The sequence below is a fragment of the Akkermansia muciniphila genome, assembly GCF_040616545.1.
In the GTDB taxonomy this organism is placed as follows: Bacteria; Verrucomicrobiota; Verrucomicrobiia; order Verrucomicrobiales; family Akkermansiaceae; genus Akkermansia; species Akkermansia muciniphila_E.
In genome coordinates, this window is record NZ_CP156688.1 from 1,237,759 (window position 1) to 1,253,318 (window position 15,560).

Consider the following 15,560-nt stretch of genomic DNA (forward strand, 5'->3'; position numbering starts at 1 on the left):
GGGAAAAAGCTTTTTCCGGGGCGTTCCCGTGTGTTAGGCTACACCCGCAACCCTGTGTCCCTGACGATGAAACTGCTTCTGATTGCTGTGCTGGTATGGTGCGGCGCTGTTGGCGCCCCGGCGGAGGAATATGCCTTTCCGGGTGAACGGGAATGGATATCCAAGCTTGGAGACGTGGTAAAAGGCAGCTTCCAATCCTGCACGGGAAGCAAACTGGCCCTGAAAACAGGCCGGAAGCGTGTGGAAATTCCACTGAACCGTCTGGATGAGGAAGACGCGGCTCTGGTCAATTCCCTGACGGGTACTGCAGCGCGGCGGGACCTCAAGCTGGCCGCGATGCTTTGGCCGTTCCTGATGAGAGAGCTGGAAAAGGTAACGTGGACGACTGTGGAAAAGGACATCTCCCCCCGGTACAACGAAACGGCCCGGAAAAAAACCGGAGGAACCTTGACCGGAAACAGGAAAATTGACGGGCTGGCCTGTACCACCTCTCTCTCCGCTATCAAGGGACCTCCGTTCCGCATTCAGGAATATTACCGTCCGCAGAACCGGCCGGAAAGCGTACGGGGCCAGAAAAGCTTTGACATGGTTCTGGACCAGGGGAGCCTCTCTGCCTGCTACGATGCCGGAACGGGCCTGCTGACCCCTTCAACATATATGCTTGAGGAACGGACGGAGATGCGCGGCCCCGTTTCCTCCCTGCTTCCTGCGGGTGAGAAAATCGCCGCAAGGGAGGCGAAATCCTACAGCAACATGGACTATTCCCTGGTCATGGAAGCCCGTCCCGTCAAGGGAGCTTACGAGACGTGCAAACCGAACTCCCTGGGAAGAAAAAAGCTGGCCATGTACTGGAATACGGAGGGCAAAATGGTCTGCGGCGTCATCAAGCTGGAATACGACAACCTGCGCCTGGCCGCTTTGTTTGACGACCAGCGGAAGCTGATGAACGCTCCGGGACTGGGGTATGCGGTGATCCTCTCCCGCCTGGACAAAAAGGGCAGGGATTCCAAGGGGCAGGACGGCCATTACTACCACGTGGCGCTGGCCGCAGACGGTCTGCCCGTGTACCATCATGAAGGTCCGGAAACCGAGGCGGATCTTGATCCCCTGCATTACGGAAAACTCCGTGATTCCGAAAAGAAAACGGCTCTGGCGAAGGAAAAGGAACGTGAACAGGCATTACGGGCCAGACAGCAGGCCCGGCAACGCCTGGTGGAGTCTGCCAGGAAGCGGAGGGAATAGGCCTGCGCTTCCCGTGTCCGGCAGACCGTTGAACTTACTCCTCGGAAGGATGGTCCGGATGGATGGAGTAATGGCCGGGGGCATCCAGCGTGTCAATAAGGGCCATGTCTTCCCCGTCCAGGGAGAAGTTAAAGACGTCCAGATTGGCCCGGATTCTATCCGCGTGCATGGATTTGGGCAGGGGCACGATGCCGCGCTGCAGTTCCCAGCGGAGGCATATCTGGGCCACGGATTTTTTAAGCTTGTCCGCTATACGGCACAGAACGGGTTCCTCCAGTACGCCGCCGCGGGCCAAGGGACCCCATGATTCAACCAGGATGCCGTGTTCCCGGCAGAAGGCGACCGTTTCCGTCTGGTGGTACCTGGGGTTGATCTCCAGCTGGTTCACCATGGGTATGATCTCGGCTTCCTCCATCAGGGCTTCCAGATGGTGGGGGAGGAAGTTGCTGACGCCGATGGCTTTTACCTGGCCTTCCTTGTAAAGCCGTTCCATGGCTTTCCAGGTTTCCCGGTTGAGTTCCCGGTAGTCTTTTTCATAACCGGCGGGGATGGGCCAGTGAATCAGGTACAGGTCAAGGTAATCCGTCCCAAGACGGTTCAGGGAGGCGTCAAAAGCCGCCAGCGTGGTGTTATAGCCCTGGTCCGTGTTCCAGACCTTGGTGGTGATGAAAATTTCCTCCCGCGGAATGGAGCTTTCCCTGACGGCGCGGCCCACCGTTTTTTCATTGCCGTACACGCTGGCCGTGTCAATGAGGCGGTAGCCCGCTTCCAGCGCGTCCAGAATGCTCCTGGCGCCCGCCGTGCCGTCCGGGGCCAGATAGGTTCCGTAACCGATGACGGGCATGGGTAGTCCGTTGCTCAGCCGGTGCGTATCTCCGGGGGAAGTGATGTTTTTCATACCCTTCATGAAGCACCCTCCGCCGGAAACGGTAAAGAGGGCGCCTTGTCATGAATGCGGCATGCGCGGCAGCGCCGGAGGAGCCGGAAAGGGCTATTTCCCGGCCTGGAGGCAGCGGTAGTAGTAGTCCACGCGGGAGATGAACCAGCTCCATTTGTAGCCGGGCCTTCCATTGGTCATCAGCGGGGCCGGACAGTTCTTGCCGGACCAGTAGTTGTGGGGCACCACGTTGCGCAGGGGGACGTTGTAGCGTACCATCAGCAGGGCCGCCAGCTTGGCCGTCTTGTTGTAGATGACCACGGGGTTGTGCGTGGTGCATTCACACATCTCAATGGCTACGGAGTATTGGTCCCCCGGCCCGGAGTGGTCCGCATGGTGGCCCGTTTCCGTGGTGGGGATGTGCTGGTACGCTCCGAACTGGTCCACCGTGAAGTGCCAGTTCAGGCTGCGGGATTTGCCGCTGTTCAGGTAGCGGGAGTGGGCATGGGCGTCTCCCTTGGGGTTGGCGGTGCTGTGGATGGTGATGAAGCGGGGGTGCATGGAAGCCGCATGCCGCCGGGCGTACGTGTTTTTGGGCATGTAGGAGACGCGGATGCCCACTTCACGGCCCATCTGACCGGGTGTGCGGGGGACGACCGGAGCTTTTTGAATTTTAAAGGAGACGGCAGGCGGTCTCATTTTATCGTTCTGCGAACAGCTGCAGAACGTCAGGGCGGCTAATACGGCAAGAAAGCCCGTCCAGACAGATCTATATTCCATGTGTTTGTTCTAGAAACAGCCCGCGGGGATTGCAAGCAGAATCTGGAATTAGTTCAACTGAACTAATCAAGCTGTGTCATGTTCTCCCGCTGCGCGTTGTGCGGAGTATGCCGGACGGGCCGCGCCTTCGGGGGAAGGGCGGCCCGTCCGGAAAGGATGCGGCGCCGGGAAAGTCCGGCCTGCCGGAGGTTTATTTGAGAATTTGGGTGAGGACGTATTGCAGGATGCCGCCCGCCAGGTAGTATTCCTTTTCAATGGGCGTATCAATGCGGACGATGACGGGCACGTCAAACGCCTCCGCTCCTGCGGGCTGCACGCGCAGAGTGACCTGCTGGCGGGGGGAAATGCCGCCTTCCAGGCCCAGGATGGAGAACGTGGCGTCCTTCAGCGGGGCGATGCGGTCATAATCCGCCTTGTCCGCAAAGTTGAGGGGAAGCACGCCCATGCCGATCAGGTTGGAGCGGTGGATGCGTTCAAAGCTCTTGGTGATGACGGCCTTGACGCCCAGCAGGTTTGTGCCTTTGGCCGCCCAGTCGCGGGAGGAGCCCATGCCGTAGTCCTCTCCGCCGATGACGATGAGGGGGACGCCGTCCTGCGCGTAGGCCATGGCCGCATCGTAAATGAAGGCGGGGGCGCCTGCAGCTGCGGCTATCTTCTTGTCCGGGGCCGGAATGGAGCGGTCGCCGAAGTACAGCGTGTAGCCGCCTTCCGTACCGTCCACCATCAGGTTCTTGATGCGGACGTTGGCGAAGGTGCCGCGGGTCATGACGCGGTCATTGCCGCGGCGGGAACCGAAGGAGTTGAAGTCTTTCCTGTCAATCCCCATGCCTTGCAGGTACAGCCCGGCGGGGCCGGTTTCCCGGATGGCTCCGGCGGGGGAGATGTGGTCCGTGGTCACGGAGTCGCCGAAGATGCCCAGGGGCCGCGCGTTCCGGATGTCCGCCAGCGTGCGGGGCTGGCTGTTGAAGCCGCAGAAGAAGGGCGGGTTCTGGATGTAGGTGGAGTTTTCATTCCACTGGAAGACGGAGCCTTCCGGCGCGTACACGGCCGCCCAGCGCGGATTTTTTTCCGGCGTGATGGTGTAAAGCTCCCGGTACGCTTCCGGATTGCGGGATTTGGCGACGGCTTCCGCGATTTCCGGGGCGCTGGGCCAGATGTCTTTCAGAAAGACGGGGTTTCCGCTGCGGTCCGTGCCCAGCGGTTCCGTCTGGAAGTCAATGTCCACGTGTCCGGCCAGCGCAAAGGCGACGACCAGGGGCGGGGACATCAGGAAGTTGGTTTTAATGGAGGCGTGGATGCGGGCCTCAAAGTTCCGGTTGCCGGACAGGACGGAAGCGGCCACGATGTCATTGTCCCTGACAGCCTGCTCCAGTTCCGGATTCAGCGGGCCGGAGTTGCCGATGCAGGTGGTGCAGCCGTAGCCCACGGTTTCAAAACCCAGGGCGTCCAGGGAGTCCTGGAGCTGGTTGGCGGCAAAGTAGTCCGAGGCGATGCGGGAGCCCGGCGCGATGGACGTTTTCACGTGCGGCGGCACTTGCAGTCCCAGGGCGACCGCCTTTTTGGCCAGCAGCCCGGCAGCCAGCATCAGGCCCGGATTGGAGGTGTTGGTGCAGGAGGTGATGGCCGCGATGAGGATGCTGCCGTCCTTCAATTCCGCTTCCTGGCTGAAGCCTTCTACCGGAACGGGAACGCCCGCGGGGGAGTGCATGGCGACCTTGACGGAGGGGGATTCCTTTTTCCCGTATCCGCCTTCCGCCGCGGGCATGCTGACCAGCTTGCGGAAGCTGTCCCTGATGGAGGCCAGGGGAATGTGGTCCTGCGGGCGTTTGGGGCCGGAAACGGCGGGTTCTATGGCGGACAGGTCCAGTTCCAGCTGGTCCGTGTAATCCAGCTCCCCGTTGCGGGGCATGCCCCACAGGTCTTGGGCCTTGAAGTAGTTTTCGTACGTGGTGATGGCTTCCTCGCTCCTGCCGGTCAGGCGCAGGTATTCGGAGCAGTGCTCGTCCATGGGGAAGAAGCCCATGGTGGCGCCGTATTCCGGGGCCATGTTCGCCACGGTGGCGCGGTCCGCCAGCGGAAGGGCCGCGGCTCCGTCTCCGAAGAATTCCACAAACTTGCCCACCACGCCGTGGCTGCGCAGCATCTGGGTGACGTGCAGCGCCAGGTCCGTGGCGGTCACCCCTTCCCGGAGTTCTCCCGTCATATGGACGCCCACCACTTCCGGCACCAGGAAGGTGACGGGCTGGCCGAGCATGCCGGCTTCCGCCTCAATGCCGCCCACGCCCCAGCCCACCACGCCGATGCCGTTGATCATCGTGGTGTGGGAGTCCGTCCCCACCAGGGTGTCCGGGAAATAAACGCCGTCTTTTTCCATGACGCCCTGAGCCAGGTATTCCAAGTTCACCTGGTGGACAATGCCCACGGAGGGCGGCACCACGGAAAAGGTGCTGAACGCCTGCTGGCCCCATTTCAGAAACTCGTAACGTTCTGCATTGCGCTGGAACTCAATGTCCAGGTTCTTCTCCAGGGCGTCCGTGCGGCCTGCCCAGTCCACCTGCACGGAATGGTCCACCACCAAGTCCACGGGGACCAGCGGTTCAATGACGGAGGCGTCCTTGCCCAGTCCGGCCACGGCGGAGCGCATGGCCGCCAGGTCCACCAGCAGGGGTACGCCCGTCAGGTCCTGGAGGACGATGCGGGCCACGGTGAACGGGATTTCATAAGAGCCGGGGTTTTTGGCGTTCCAGGAGGCCAGATTGTCCACATCCTTTTCCGTCACCTTCAAGCCGTCGCAGTTGCGGAGCAGGGATTCCAGAACAATCCGGATGGAAACGGGAAGGCGGTTCAGCCGGGGATAACCGTTTTCAGCCAGGGCTGGGAGTGAATAAAACTGTCCGGGGGTTCCGGCTCCCGTGGTGAACGTGCTCTTGGCAATCTTGGTCATGATGCGGAATAGAGGGTTAACTGTAAACAGGCGGCTGCCCTCCTGGCAGTCGCGGGTACTATACAGGCCAAGCCCGATAAGGCAAGGACTCTGTGTGACGGGAGCGGATTTTTCCCGTTCGCGCCGGAACCGGGAATTCCTTTTTCTGCCGGCCGCAGCCGGGCTTTTCCGTCATGTTGCCGGTGGAGGGGGGCCGGAACTGCCGGAAGAAACAGGAAAAACTTGTGCAGGCATGCGATTTTGCTTAGATAGGAACGAATAGCGTGCGGCATTCTGCTGTTCGCACCCAATATGAATTAAACTGAAATGAAAATATGAATGAATCACAGCAACCGAATAATACACTTGCCATTTTGGCCCTCGTTTTTGCCGTTGTGTGCAGCCTCGTGGGCCTTATTCTGGGAATCATCGGCCTCAACAAATATCCGGACAAGAGCAACGGCAAGACCATGAGCCTTATTGCCGTAATCGTCAGCATCGTCATCATGCTTGTTGGAGCGGGAACGACGATGGTCCGCTAAAAGTCCTCGCCAGTCTCGTGAATTCAAGGCTTGCGGAGAAAGTAATGTCCGCAGGCCTTTTTCATGGCATGAAACTGTTCCTCCTGTATCTGGCGCTGCTGGCTGCGGCGTGCGCGGTGCTCCTGCTGGCGGGTGACCCGTCCCGGTCCGGCTGGCTGCCGGAGTGCCTTTTTTATAAAACGACGGGTTTTCTTTGCTACGGCTGCGGCTCCACCAGAGCGTTGCACGCCCTGCTTCACGGCCATTGGCTGGATTCCCTGCGGTACAACGTGCTGCTGGTGCCCACGCTCGTCTGGCTGGGAACGCTGTTCTTCATCCGGGACAGGGCCGTATTCACAAGGGTGCTGGTTGCGGGGGCGGCCGTGCTTGTTTTGTTTACCGTGGTACGCAATATTCCTCTGGCGTGAGAGGTTGTTTTTTTCTTTATTTTTCATCTCTTCCGTTCATGCCGGAATGATGGAGAATGCGTCATGAAACATTGAAAATAAGTTCGCGGCATTGTCCAATCCTGTGAAAGGGATGAAAAGTAATGAATGCGAAAAAAACCTTGTCAATCATGGCCGGAGTGCTGGCCCTGGCTTCCTGTGCAGGACCGCAGGAAGAAAATTTGCGGATGGTGCCTTTAACCGGATATTCCACGATGCCCATGACCTCTTACGGACCCCGTACGAGGGTGGTAGTGGCCGGAGTGGATTATACGGAAGTTCATGACGAGTGGATGAATTCGGACATCATGAAGAAGGCCACGTCCGGCAACACGCGCGTGGTGATCAGCAGAGCCCGCCAGAGGGGGCAGCTCATGGTGGGGGATGAAGTGGCCATGGATTTCCCCGTCTGCCTGGGCATGCCTTCCCACCGGACTCCCGTAGGGAATTTCCGTATTACGGAAAAGGCGGTCCACCACGTTTCCAATTTGTATGATGCCTCCATGCCCTACTTCATGCGGCTGACGGACGGGGGCATCGGCATGCATGTGGGTCCCGTTTTCATGACGCCGCAATCCCATGGATGCATCCGCATGACCCGCTCCTCCTGCGTGCCGCTTTTTAAAACCGTTAAAGTAGGCACGCCCGTCAAGATCGTGCCGTGACGCAGGGGCGGAGTGAGGCGCCCGGAGCATTTCAGGAGGGATGGGGGCTTTGCCATGCTTTTTTGGAAGTACGGGAAAGCCTGTGCGCAAAAATGTTATGTGTATCCATGATAATTTTATTATAAGTATAATATAATAAATTTCATGGTTGGATAAGAGCGTTAAGGAAAAAAACTTATTTTTTTTACACAAAACGGGTTTGGCCGCCGCTATTTCAAGTGAAAGGCATGAAGATAAACGGCCATCCCGCAAGTCGTATTGCCCCAACACCCCAAACCCTCCATGTTCTGTTGCCGGTTGAATGGCTTCCATCTCCCGGCGGCGGCATGGTTGGAGGGTGCGCCGCCTTGGTTCTCAGGCAAGGGCGTGGCTGCACAGAGCGGGCCAGAGAATGGCGTCCGGCGATGATGAAATGCCCGGTTCTTCACCTTGTATAACGCCTGCCCTTTCCCTGCTCCGGGCGGAAGCATGGGATTTTCATGCAGCGGTTTCCACCGCAGGTTACCGGGCCTTCTCTTCCTTGCGCAGTTGGGGGAGGTACTTGCCGTAGCCCTGTGCCTCCATGTCCTGTTCAGGAATGAACTTCAGGGAGGCGCTGTTGATGCAGTAGCGCAGGCCGCCGCGGTCCTTCGGGCCGTCCGTAAAGACGTGGCCCAGGTGGGCGTCCCCCGTGGCGCTCCGCACTTCCGTACGGCTCATGCCATGGGAAAGATCCTTTTTTTCCTGAATCAGGTCTTCCTTGATGGGACGGGAAAAGCTGGGCCAGCCGCAGCCGGAATCAAACTTGTCCGTGGAAAGGAAAAGGGGTTCCCCGGTGGTGATGTCCACATAAATGCCGGGCTTGTCATTATTAAAATATTCGTTGCGGAAGGGAGGCTCCGTGGCATTCTTCCGTGTAACGGCAAATTGCTCCGGCGTCAGGGTGCGGCGCAGTTCTTCGTCCGATTTTTTCCGGTAGGCGGGCGCGGCTTCCCGCGCCTGGGCGGCCTGCTGGAACTTGAAGGACGGAATATGGCAGTAGCCGCCGGGGTGGTTGTCCAGATAGCGCTGGTGGTATTTTTCCGCCCGTGAAAACTGGCGGAGGGGCTGGGCTTCAATCGCCAGGGGCTGTTTGAATTGCTCCTGAAGCCGTTTCAGGGACGCCTCTATCACCGGCTTGTCCTTCTCATCCGTGTAATAAATGCCCGTGCGGTATTGAACGCCCCTGTCGTTCCCCTGCTTGTTGACGGAAACGGGGTCAATAATGGAGTAGTATTGCTCCAGCAGGAAGGGAAGGCTGACTTCTTCCGGGTCAAACACCACTTTCACCGTTTCCGCGTGGCCCGTGCCTCCGGTGCAGACTTCCTCATATGTGGGAGCGGCTGTGGAGCCGTTGGCGTATCCCACTTCCGTTTCCTTGACGCCGGGAATCAGGGAGAAAAACTTCTCCACGCCCCAGAAACAGCCTCCCGCCAGATAAATCGTCTTCAAATCCTTATTGTCCATATGATGTCTGTTATTGTTGGCCGCCCGGCCGTTTTCTCCGCAGGAGAACAGGGCCAGCATGGCTGCTGCGGCCAGAATGGCGCATGCCAGTCCGGCCAGGGTCCATGGTCCGTGGTAAATACGTTTCATAAACGCTGTGTGGAGTCGCCTTCCGGTCAGGGAGCATCCGGCTCCCGGGCTGAAGAACCTGCCGTTCCACAGCTTTTCAGGGAAGATGAAGGATTAGACAACGCCGGGCCCGTTCCGTTCGATGGCTGTGTCAACGCCGTGTCCGGTTCCGCAGGTTCTTCCGGCTGCATCGTATCTTTCAGCCATTGATAAACGGCACGGTCCGTGGCGTCCGGCTTTTTGCTCGTCTGCATGCGGAATCCGTACTTGGTTTCAAAATTGAAAACGGCCAGGGAAGGGCCCAGGCTGATGGAGAGGCCGTCCATCCGTATTTCCACATCCTGCGGGGCATAACTGGTAAAATCCAGGTGGCCGGCATTGCTGATGGTTTTCGTATAATGCCTGAGCAGGGAAAGAATGCCGGGCTCCAGGGAAGGGTGGCTGGGGACGGCCCGGACGGCGGGGGAGGATGGCTCCCTGAATAAAATGGCGGGGGATGAATCCGCCCTGCGCGGGGTGGCCAGCTTGTCCAGCGGCACGTTCCACAGAAAGGAAAACAGCGCTGTGCCTGCAAGGAAAAGGGGGACGGCCAGAATGGCCGCCCATCGGCGCAGCCTGTTCCGGCGCCCGTTGCCCTTGTGTGGTTCCGCGTTCATGGAAGAACCTTCAGCATGACATGAGTTTCCGGAGGTGTCCATCGGCAAATGGAGCCGGACTCAAACCGTTTTTGTAAAACACTTTGTGCACAGCAACATCACGTGTCGGCATGAAATGAGCCGTTTGACATTTCCGAACGCAGCTATTAAAACCAAGGAAACCGGACTGGGTTTGTCCGTTTCCTGCGCATAAGGCGCAGGCCGGAACATGAAAAGCTGAGGCAGAATGCGCATGAGTACCGAGTTTGTAAACTTGACGCCGGAAAACATAGCCAGCGAACATTTATGTTGCATCATCCGCAGTAAAAAAGCCCATCCGGGCATTGACGCAAAACGGCAATGGCTTTCAGGCCGGTTGAAGGAAGGCCATGTCTTCAGAAAGCTGAATGCAAAGGCTACGGTTTTTATTGAATACGCCCCTCTTGAAAAAGCCTGGGTTCCCATCATCGGTGACAACTATTATTATGTATACTGCCTGTGGGTTTCCGGGAGCGATAAAGGGAAAGGCTACGGCAAATCGTTGATGGAATATTGCCTGGCTGACGCCCGGGAAAAGGGTAAATCCGGCATTTGCATGCTTGGGGCAAAAAAACAGAAACATTGGCTTTCAGACCAGTCGTTTGCCAGAAAGTTCGGCTTTGAAGTGGTGGATGTTACGGAGAACGGCTATGAACTGCTGGCGCTTTCTCTGGACGGAACAAAGCCGCAGTTCTCACAAAATATAAAGCGCGGGGAGATTGAAAGCCGGGAGCTGACCATTTATTATGATATGCAGTGCCCCTTTGTCCTTCAGAACGTTGAGATGATCAAACGGTATTGTGAAATGAACGGCGTTCCTGCATCGTTCATTCAGGTGGATACCTTGGAAAAAGCAAAGGAATTGCCTTGTGTCTTCAATAACTGGGGTGTGTTCTACAAGGGAAAATTTGAGACGGTGAATTTGTTGCCGGATATTTCCGCCCTGAAGAGAATACTCAAAAAATGAAAAGAGGGGGGCCGTTTCTTTTCCGTTGACGGCCATGATAGGATAGGAAGAAGAATCGGCGGATGTCCGGGTAAACAAGTTTTACGACCTCTTTTCAGGTATTGCACCATAAAAGAGCCCCTCCCGGAAATGGTTTCCAGGAGGGGCCGGGCGTTGGGGCGCTTTCTATTCCGGCGCCTTGAAGTTGTACACGGGCCTGATGCGTTCTACGATCTGCGCCGTTTCATGGACGTTGTCCAGCACGCTTTCTCCGTCCTTGTAGGCCATGGGCGCTTCGTCCAGCGTAGCGCGGGAGACGCAGGTGGAGAAGATGCCCTGCATGGAAGCCTGGAATTCCTCCAGGGAGAGGTTGGCTTTAGCCTTCTTCCTGGACATTCTGCGGCCTGCTCCGTGAGGGGAGGAACAGTTGTATTCCTCGTTCCCCCTGCCGATGCAGATGACGGAGCCGTCCCGCATGTTCAGGGGGACGATGAGCCTGTCTCCGGCAGCAGCCCGTACAGCCCCCTTGCGGATGACGTTATCCTCCGCAATGTAGTTGTGCACGGTATCGAAGCTTTCCAGGGTGTCCGCATCGTCCACCAGCTCCCGCAGCATCACGCGGCGGTTCAGGGCGGCGAAGCGCTGGGCCACCTTCATGTCCCGGATGTAGTTCAGCGTGTTCTCCCCCTCCAGGTAGCAGAGGCCCTTCTTGCGCTCCTTGAGATACGTGTCAGGGCAGGCGGCTACGGCCATCTTCTGGTAGCGTTCCGCAATTTTCAGGCCGAAGTTGCGGGAACCGGAGTGGATGCACAGGAAGGCGTGTTCCGTACCCTGCGCTATTTCAATGAAGTGGTTGCCTCCGCCCAGGGAGCCCACGGAACGGCGGTGCCTGTCCTTCTCCGTTCTCAGCACATCCACGCAGATGCGGGAGATTTCTTCATCCAGTTCCGGATCATCCAGCAGAGCCTGGTGAACGGCGGAACGGGTGCCCCAGCCAAACGGGACGCGTTCGCGCAGGCGTTCGTCAAACCGGGAAAAATCCGGCATTCCGGGCAGTCTGGCCGTGAGCACTCCGCAGCCGATGTCCACGCCGATCAGGTTGGGAATCACCTTGTCCGTTTTCATCTCCGCGGTAAAGCCGATGACGCAGCCCGCGCCCGCATGCACGTCCGGCATGATGCGTACCCGGCTTCCTTCAAAGGCGGGGTGGTTGCATACGTCTCTGATCTGGGTGCGGGCCAGGTCTTCCAGTTCATCCGTGAACACGCGGGCTTCCGTGTATTTTCCGTCGATGGTGATCATGGTTTTATTCTTGTAGTTGAGGGGCGCCAGTTCCGCGGAAAGCGGTGTGCCGTGCCCTGTGACCTCGTTACCATAGCGTATTTGCTGACTCTTGCATTATGGAAGTATTCATATAATATAACTCTATAGTTATGTTTGAGCATCTTTTCGCAGAGCGGGGGCTCTCCCTGGACCGATTGAAAACCTTGATAGAGGTAGGAAGGGCGGGGAGCATTGCCGCTGCCGCCCGCGGGGACAGTGCGCGGCAAAGCCTGTATTCCCGCCAGATCAAGGAACTGGAGGAATTCTTCGGCGTAGAGCTGGCGCTCCGCCGCGGGAAGGTGCTGGCGCTTACGAAGCCCGGCTGGGAACTGGTCCGGCTGGCCAGTGAGAGCCTGTGCTTGCTGGACGACTTCAAGAGCCGCAGCCGCAACATGCCCTACCGTTTCACCATCGGCGCCGGGGACAGCCTGCACGCGTGGGTGGCGGCTCCGGTGCTGGCGGAAATCCAGCGGCGCGGGCTGCCGTGGCTGTTTGCGCTGGAAAATCTGCGTAACAGTGAGATTCCCCTCAAGCTTCAGAACATGGATGTGGACTTCGGCATCGTGCGCACCAGCGCGCTGGAATCGGAAGGGCTGGAAAGCCGGGTCATCCGTTCCATGGATTATGCGCTGTATGTGCCTGCGGCCCTGGGGGGCCGGAAGGTGCGGGGAACGGAGGATGACTTTCCCCGCCTGCTGGAAATGTTTCCCCTGGCTACGCTGGGTTCCGCCTCCGGTTTCTTTACCTCCCTGAAGCGGAATTGTGCGGAATCCGGCATCAGGCTGCGGGTGCAGTGTGAAACGCAGTCCTTCCCCTTTGCGGCGCGCATGCTGAAAAGCGGGGCATTCATGGCGGTGCTTCCCTGCATGGTGGAGCCGGAACTGGGCAAGGACTTCATCAAGGTGACTCATCCGGCGCTGGACAGGCTGTCCCGCAGTATTTCCCTGGCGTGGAATCCGCGCCTGTTACGCGTGCGGCCTTCCGCCAAAAGGGTGATTGACGTCTTTTCCTCCCCGGAACGGGGTTGACGGCATGGGGATCAATCGGAATCCACGCCCAGCTTGTTTTTGCGGTAATGGTCCAGGGAAATGCGGTAGAAGTACACGATCGCCAGCAGGTTCAGCAATGCCCCTGTGCCGAAGGCCCAGTTCAGGTTCAGGTACGCGTAAATCTTGCCCCCGAAGAACATGCCCGTGCCCACTCCGATGTCAAAGGCCGTGAAGAACGTGGAATTGACGGCTCCCCGGTGGCCGCGGTCCGCCATGTTCAGCTTCATGGTCTGGAAGGTGGGGATGAAGATGCCGAATCCGAAGCCGATGAGGATGGCGGATGTGTAGTAAACCCATTCCAGCGGCGCGAGCGCCAGCGCGCCGAAGCTGACGGTCAGGATGCTCAGGGAGATGACGGAAAGCTCCGCCACGCGTCCGCGGTCAATCTGCCTGCCCACCATGAACCGGGAGACCAGCATGCCCAGCCCCATCAGAGCATAAAACAGCCCGGCGTATTTGAAGCCGTACATTTTCCCGTACAGGGCGGAGTAAACGGCCACCACCCCGTAGGAGAAGGAGGCGATCATCACATTCACCGCCAGCGGAATGCCCACGCGCAGCACCAGGCGGTCCAGCACCTTTTTGGGCGTTTCCTGCACGGGTTCCTGGACAGGGCGTCCGGGAGCGCGGATGAGGGAGGCTATTCCGGCCCCGGCCAGGCACAGCACCAGGGAGCTCCACGTAATCACGTAAAAGCCGTATACCTGGTATATCTGGAGGCCGATGACGGGCCCCAGGCACATGCCCAGCGTCATCGTCATGCCGAAAAAGCCCAGGCCTTCCCCGCGCCGGGACGGGGGGATGATGTCCACCGCCATCGTGGGGCCGGAGGTGGTCATGCCGCCCCAGATCAGCCCCTGCACAAAGCGCGTCAGGAAAAACGCCAGGGCGGTGGCCGCTACCGCATACCCGGAAAAGGACAGGGCCAGCAGGATGTAAACCGTGATGTAAATCTTCTTGCGGTCTCCGGTATCCACCCGGTGTGCAAACCAGGGGCGGGAAATAATGGCGGCCAGCACATAAATGGACATGATCCAGCCCAGCCAGCCGGAGGAAACCTGCAATTGCCCCGTCAAATACAGCGGGAGGACGGGCACCAGTTCAAAGAAGGCCAACCCCATCATCAGGTTCGCGCAGCAGGCCAGGATGTAGTCCCGCGTCCAGAGGGGCGTTTTGACGGGGGGTGCGGTTTCCGCCGCCAATTCATCTCTGGTCCGGGTCATGCAGGGGTTGTACAGCCATCGGAAAAAGTTTCAAACGGTCTGACGTGTCATGCCGCAGTTCCCGCCAGGGAAAGGAATGGAGGCGGGTGTTTTTAACCGCGACGGATAAACTCCCCGGGTGGTTGAATACCCGGAAAAGAGGCGGAACGGAGCACGGCTGATGGACGGCTGCCGGGAGCATCGTGCTTGCGCGGTGGGTGAAGAATCATGCCTTCTTTTTTGCGTGCAGGGCCGCGCGGGCATGGTAGGGTACGGGGTATGAGCGTGATCACCAAGCGTGGAGACAGCGGAGAAACGGACCTGATGTTCGGCAAACGGAGCCCCAAGACGGCTCCGCGCATTGAAGCTTACGGAACGGTGGATGAATTGAATTCCCTGATCGGCGTGGTGCGCCATTCCGGAGTAAGCCCCCGGACGGTGGAAATGCTGGACGGCGTTCAGGCGCGCCTGGTGGGCGCCATGGGGGAACTGGCCACGCTGGAGGAAGACCTTCCCAAGTATGATGCCAAAGGCTATGCCCGCATCACGGCGGAGGACGTGGCGTGGCTGGAGGAACAGGCCCACCTGCTGGAGAAGGAATGCGACATCCGCTTCAAGGGGTGGGCGCGCCCCGGCAAGGAGGGGTCACTGGGTTCCGCCTATCTGGACCTGGCCCGGTCCGTCTGCCGCCGTGCAGAACGCCGGGTGGTGGCGCTGAGGCTGGATAATGCCCTGAGCAATGTGAACACGGCCCTCTTCCTGAACCGCCTTTCCGACCTCTGCTGGGTTCTGGCCCGCTTTGAGGCTCTGGACGCCGGGGAAAAGGCGGAAGCCTGAATGGGCCGTTACCGCCATCCTTCTTTTCCCGAGAGGGGGAAGATGGAAAAAGGGAGCTTCCGGGCACGTCAAAAGTTTTTATTCCCTGAACCTTTGCTGATGCAGAAATTCGAGGAAGGAGGAATTCGTGGCGGGAAGGTTGTCCCGTTCCTGGATTTTCTCATAGATGCGCATGTACATTCCCAGGCCGTCTCCGCCGCATATATGGCCGCCTGTCATGCGGCGTTTTGTACCGTTGCCGTCCAGGAGAACAATAGTTCCGCCCAGGGGATGAAGAATGCTGCCATGGCTGTCGAAACCGATTCCGTATGTGGTTGTTCCATCGGAGAATTCCACCGCGGACACGTTAAAAAATGTTTCCTGATGGTTTTTCGCGAGGTCCAGGTCTCTGTGGGCTCTCCAAAGAAGGACGGGGATGGAAAGAAAATAAAGTCCGGCGGCCAGAATCAGCACGGAAAGCAACAGTTTATGTCTTTTTAAAA

The 15,560-nt window shown here is 58.6% G+C and carries 15 protein-coding genes; 8 read left to right on the forward strand and 7 right to left on the reverse strand.

Annotation, left to right across the window (positions count from 1 at the left end; all coding sequences use genetic code 11):
* Positions 1-30 precede the first annotated feature (30 nt).
* A complete protein-coding gene (locus tag ABGM91_RS05055) occupies positions 31-1,242 on the forward strand; it encodes a hypothetical protein (protein WP_354834236.1) in 1,212 nt (403 codons plus the stop codon).
* Positions 1,243-1,276: 34 nt separating this feature from the next.
* Here ABGM91_RS05055 and ABGM91_RS05060 read toward each other — a convergent pair whose 3' ends face one another.
* From ABGM91_RS05060 to acnA, 3 genes are all read right to left on the reverse strand, one after another.
* Positions 1,277-2,140 (reverse strand): aldo/keto reductase, encoded by an 864-nt coding sequence (locus ABGM91_RS05060; RefSeq protein ID WP_354834239.1) that lies wholly within the window; start codon positions 2,138-2,140, stop codon positions 1,277-1,279.
* Positions 2,141-2,233: 93 nt separating this feature from the next.
* A complete protein-coding gene (locus ABGM91_RS05065; protein WP_354834242.1) occupies positions 2,234-2,899 on the reverse strand; it encodes an N-acetylmuramoyl-L-alanine amidase in 666 nt (221 codons plus the stop codon).
* Positions 2,900-3,089: 190 nt separating this feature from the next.
* Positions 3,090-5,843 (reverse strand): aconitate hydratase AcnA, encoded by a 2,754-nt coding sequence (gene acnA, locus ABGM91_RS05070; protein WP_354834245.1) that lies wholly within the window; start codon positions 5,841-5,843, stop codon positions 3,090-3,092.
* A 314-nt stretch (positions 5,844-6,157) separates the two neighbouring features.
* On the opposite strand from acnA, the gene ABGM91_RS05075 reads away from it, so the two are divergent.
* From ABGM91_RS05075 to ABGM91_RS05085, 3 genes are all read left to right on the forward strand, one after another.
* Complete coding sequence (locus tag ABGM91_RS05075; protein WP_354834248.1) at positions 6,158-6,364, forward strand: hypothetical protein; 207 nt, start codon at positions 6,158-6,160, stop codon at positions 6,362-6,364.
* A 68-nt stretch (positions 6,365-6,432) separates the two neighbouring features.
* Positions 6,433-6,771: a DUF2752 domain-containing protein gene (locus ABGM91_RS05080; protein WP_354834251.1), complete on the forward strand. Its 339-nt coding sequence runs from the start codon at positions 6,433-6,435 to the stop codon at positions 6,769-6,771.
* 239 nt (positions 6,772-7,010) lie between these two features.
* Positions 7,011-7,454 carry a L,D-transpeptidase gene (locus ABGM91_RS05085; protein WP_215428606.1) on the forward strand — a complete coding sequence of 148 codons (444 nt, stop codon included), beginning with the start codon at positions 7,011-7,013 and terminating at the stop codon, positions 7,452-7,454.
* Positions 7,455-7,955: 501 nt separating this feature from the next.
* Here the strand turns inward: ABGM91_RS05085 and msrB are convergent.
* On the reverse strand, positions 7,956-8,939 hold the full coding sequence (msrB, locus tag ABGM91_RS05090; protein WP_354834824.1) for a peptide-methionine (R)-S-oxide reductase MsrB: 984 nt from the start codon (positions 8,937-8,939) through the stop codon (positions 7,956-7,958).
* 155 nt (positions 8,940-9,094) lie between these two features.
* Entirely contained in the window at positions 9,095-9,703 is a 609-nt protein-coding gene (locus ABGM91_RS05095) for a hypothetical protein (protein WP_354834254.1), read from the reverse strand.
* A 232-nt stretch (positions 9,704-9,935) separates the two neighbouring features.
* Here ABGM91_RS05095 and ABGM91_RS05100 point away from each other — a divergent pair, with 232 nt between their 5' ends.
* Positions 9,936-10,688 carry a GNAT family N-acetyltransferase gene (locus ABGM91_RS05100; RefSeq protein WP_354834257.1) on the forward strand — a complete coding sequence of 251 codons (753 nt, stop codon included), beginning with the start codon at positions 9,936-9,938 and terminating at the stop codon, positions 10,686-10,688.
* A 165-nt stretch (positions 10,689-10,853) separates the two neighbouring features.
* Here ABGM91_RS05100 and ABGM91_RS05105 read toward each other — a convergent pair whose 3' ends face one another.
* A complete protein-coding gene (locus tag ABGM91_RS05105) occupies positions 10,854-11,969 on the reverse strand; it encodes an RtcB family protein (RefSeq protein WP_354834260.1) in 1,116 nt (371 codons plus the stop codon).
* Between the two features lie 131 nt (positions 11,970-12,100).
* On the opposite strand from ABGM91_RS05105, the gene ABGM91_RS05110 reads away from it, so the two are divergent.
* The gene (locus tag ABGM91_RS05110) at positions 12,101-13,018 is read left to right on the forward strand and encodes a LysR family transcriptional regulator (protein ID WP_354834263.1); all 918 of its coding nucleotides are present in this window, start codon (positions 12,101-12,103) and stop codon (positions 13,016-13,018) included.
* An 11-nt stretch (positions 13,019-13,029) separates the two neighbouring features.
* Here the strand turns inward: ABGM91_RS05110 and ABGM91_RS05115 are convergent, their stop codons facing one another.
* Positions 13,030-14,262, reverse strand: a complete 1,233-nt coding sequence (locus tag ABGM91_RS05115; RefSeq protein WP_354834266.1) for an MFS transporter — start codon at positions 14,260-14,262, stop codon at positions 13,030-13,032.
* 258 nt (positions 14,263-14,520) lie between these two features.
* On the opposite strand from ABGM91_RS05115, the gene ABGM91_RS05120 reads away from it, so the two are divergent.
* Positions 14,521-15,078 (forward strand): cob(I)yrinic acid a,c-diamide adenosyltransferase, encoded by a 558-nt coding sequence (locus ABGM91_RS05120; protein ID WP_215428600.1) that lies wholly within the window; start codon positions 14,521-14,523, stop codon positions 15,076-15,078.
* 42 nt (positions 15,079-15,120) lie between these two features.
* Positions 15,121-15,558: a hypothetical protein gene (locus ABGM91_RS05125; RefSeq protein WP_354834270.1), complete on the forward strand. Its 438-nt coding sequence runs from the start codon at positions 15,121-15,123 to the stop codon at positions 15,556-15,558.
* Positions 15,559-15,560: the final 2 nt, after the last annotated feature.

Bases quoted from the DNA above. Each gene is read 5' to 3' on its own strand.
- ABGM91_RS05125 (WP_354834270.1), top strand. From the start codon at position 15,121: ATGGAAAAAGGGAGCTTCCGGGCACGTCAAAAGTTTTTATTCCCTGAA.
- ABGM91_RS05095 (WP_354834254.1), bottom strand. From the start codon at position 9,703: ATGAACGCGGAACCACACAAGGGCAACGGGCGCCGGAACAGGCTGCGC.
- acnA (WP_354834245.1), bottom strand. From the start codon at position 5,843: ATGACCAAGATTGCCAAGAGCACGTTCACCACGGGAGCCGGAACCCCC.
- ABGM91_RS05085 (WP_215428606.1), top strand. From the start codon at position 7,011: ATGACCTCTTACGGACCCCGTACGAGGGTGGTAGTGGCCGGAGTGGAT.
- ABGM91_RS05105 (WP_354834260.1), bottom strand. From the start codon at position 11,969: ATGATCACCATCGACGGAAAATACACGGAAGCCCGCGTGTTCACGGAT.
- ABGM91_RS05100 (WP_354834257.1), top strand. From the start codon at position 9,936: ATGAGTACCGAGTTTGTAAACTTGACGCCGGAAAACATAGCCAGCGAA.
- ABGM91_RS05115 (WP_354834266.1), bottom strand. From the start codon at position 14,262: ATGACCCGGACCAGAGATGAATTGGCGGCGGAAACCGCACCCCCCGTC.
- ABGM91_RS05120 (WP_215428600.1), top strand. From the start codon at position 14,521: ATGAGCGTGATCACCAAGCGTGGAGACAGCGGAGAAACGGACCTGATG.
- ABGM91_RS05080 (WP_354834251.1), top strand. From the start codon at position 6,433: ATGAAACTGTTCCTCCTGTATCTGGCGCTGCTGGCTGCGGCGTGCGCG.
- ABGM91_RS05065 (WP_354834242.1), bottom strand. From the start codon at position 2,899: ATGGAATATAGATCTGTCTGGACGGGCTTTCTTGCCGTATTAGCCGCC.
- ABGM91_RS05060 (WP_354834239.1), bottom strand. From the start codon at position 2,140: ATGAAAAACATCACTTCCCCCGGAGATACGCACCGGCTGAGCAACGGA.
- msrB (WP_354834824.1), bottom strand. From the start codon at position 8,939: ATGGACAATAAGGATTTGAAGACGATTTATCTGGCGGGAGGCTGTTTC.
- ABGM91_RS05110 (WP_354834263.1), top strand. From the start codon at position 12,101: ATGTTTGAGCATCTTTTCGCAGAGCGGGGGCTCTCCCTGGACCGATTG.
- ABGM91_RS05075 (WP_354834248.1), top strand. From the start codon at position 6,158: ATGAATGAATCACAGCAACCGAATAATACACTTGCCATTTTGGCCCTC.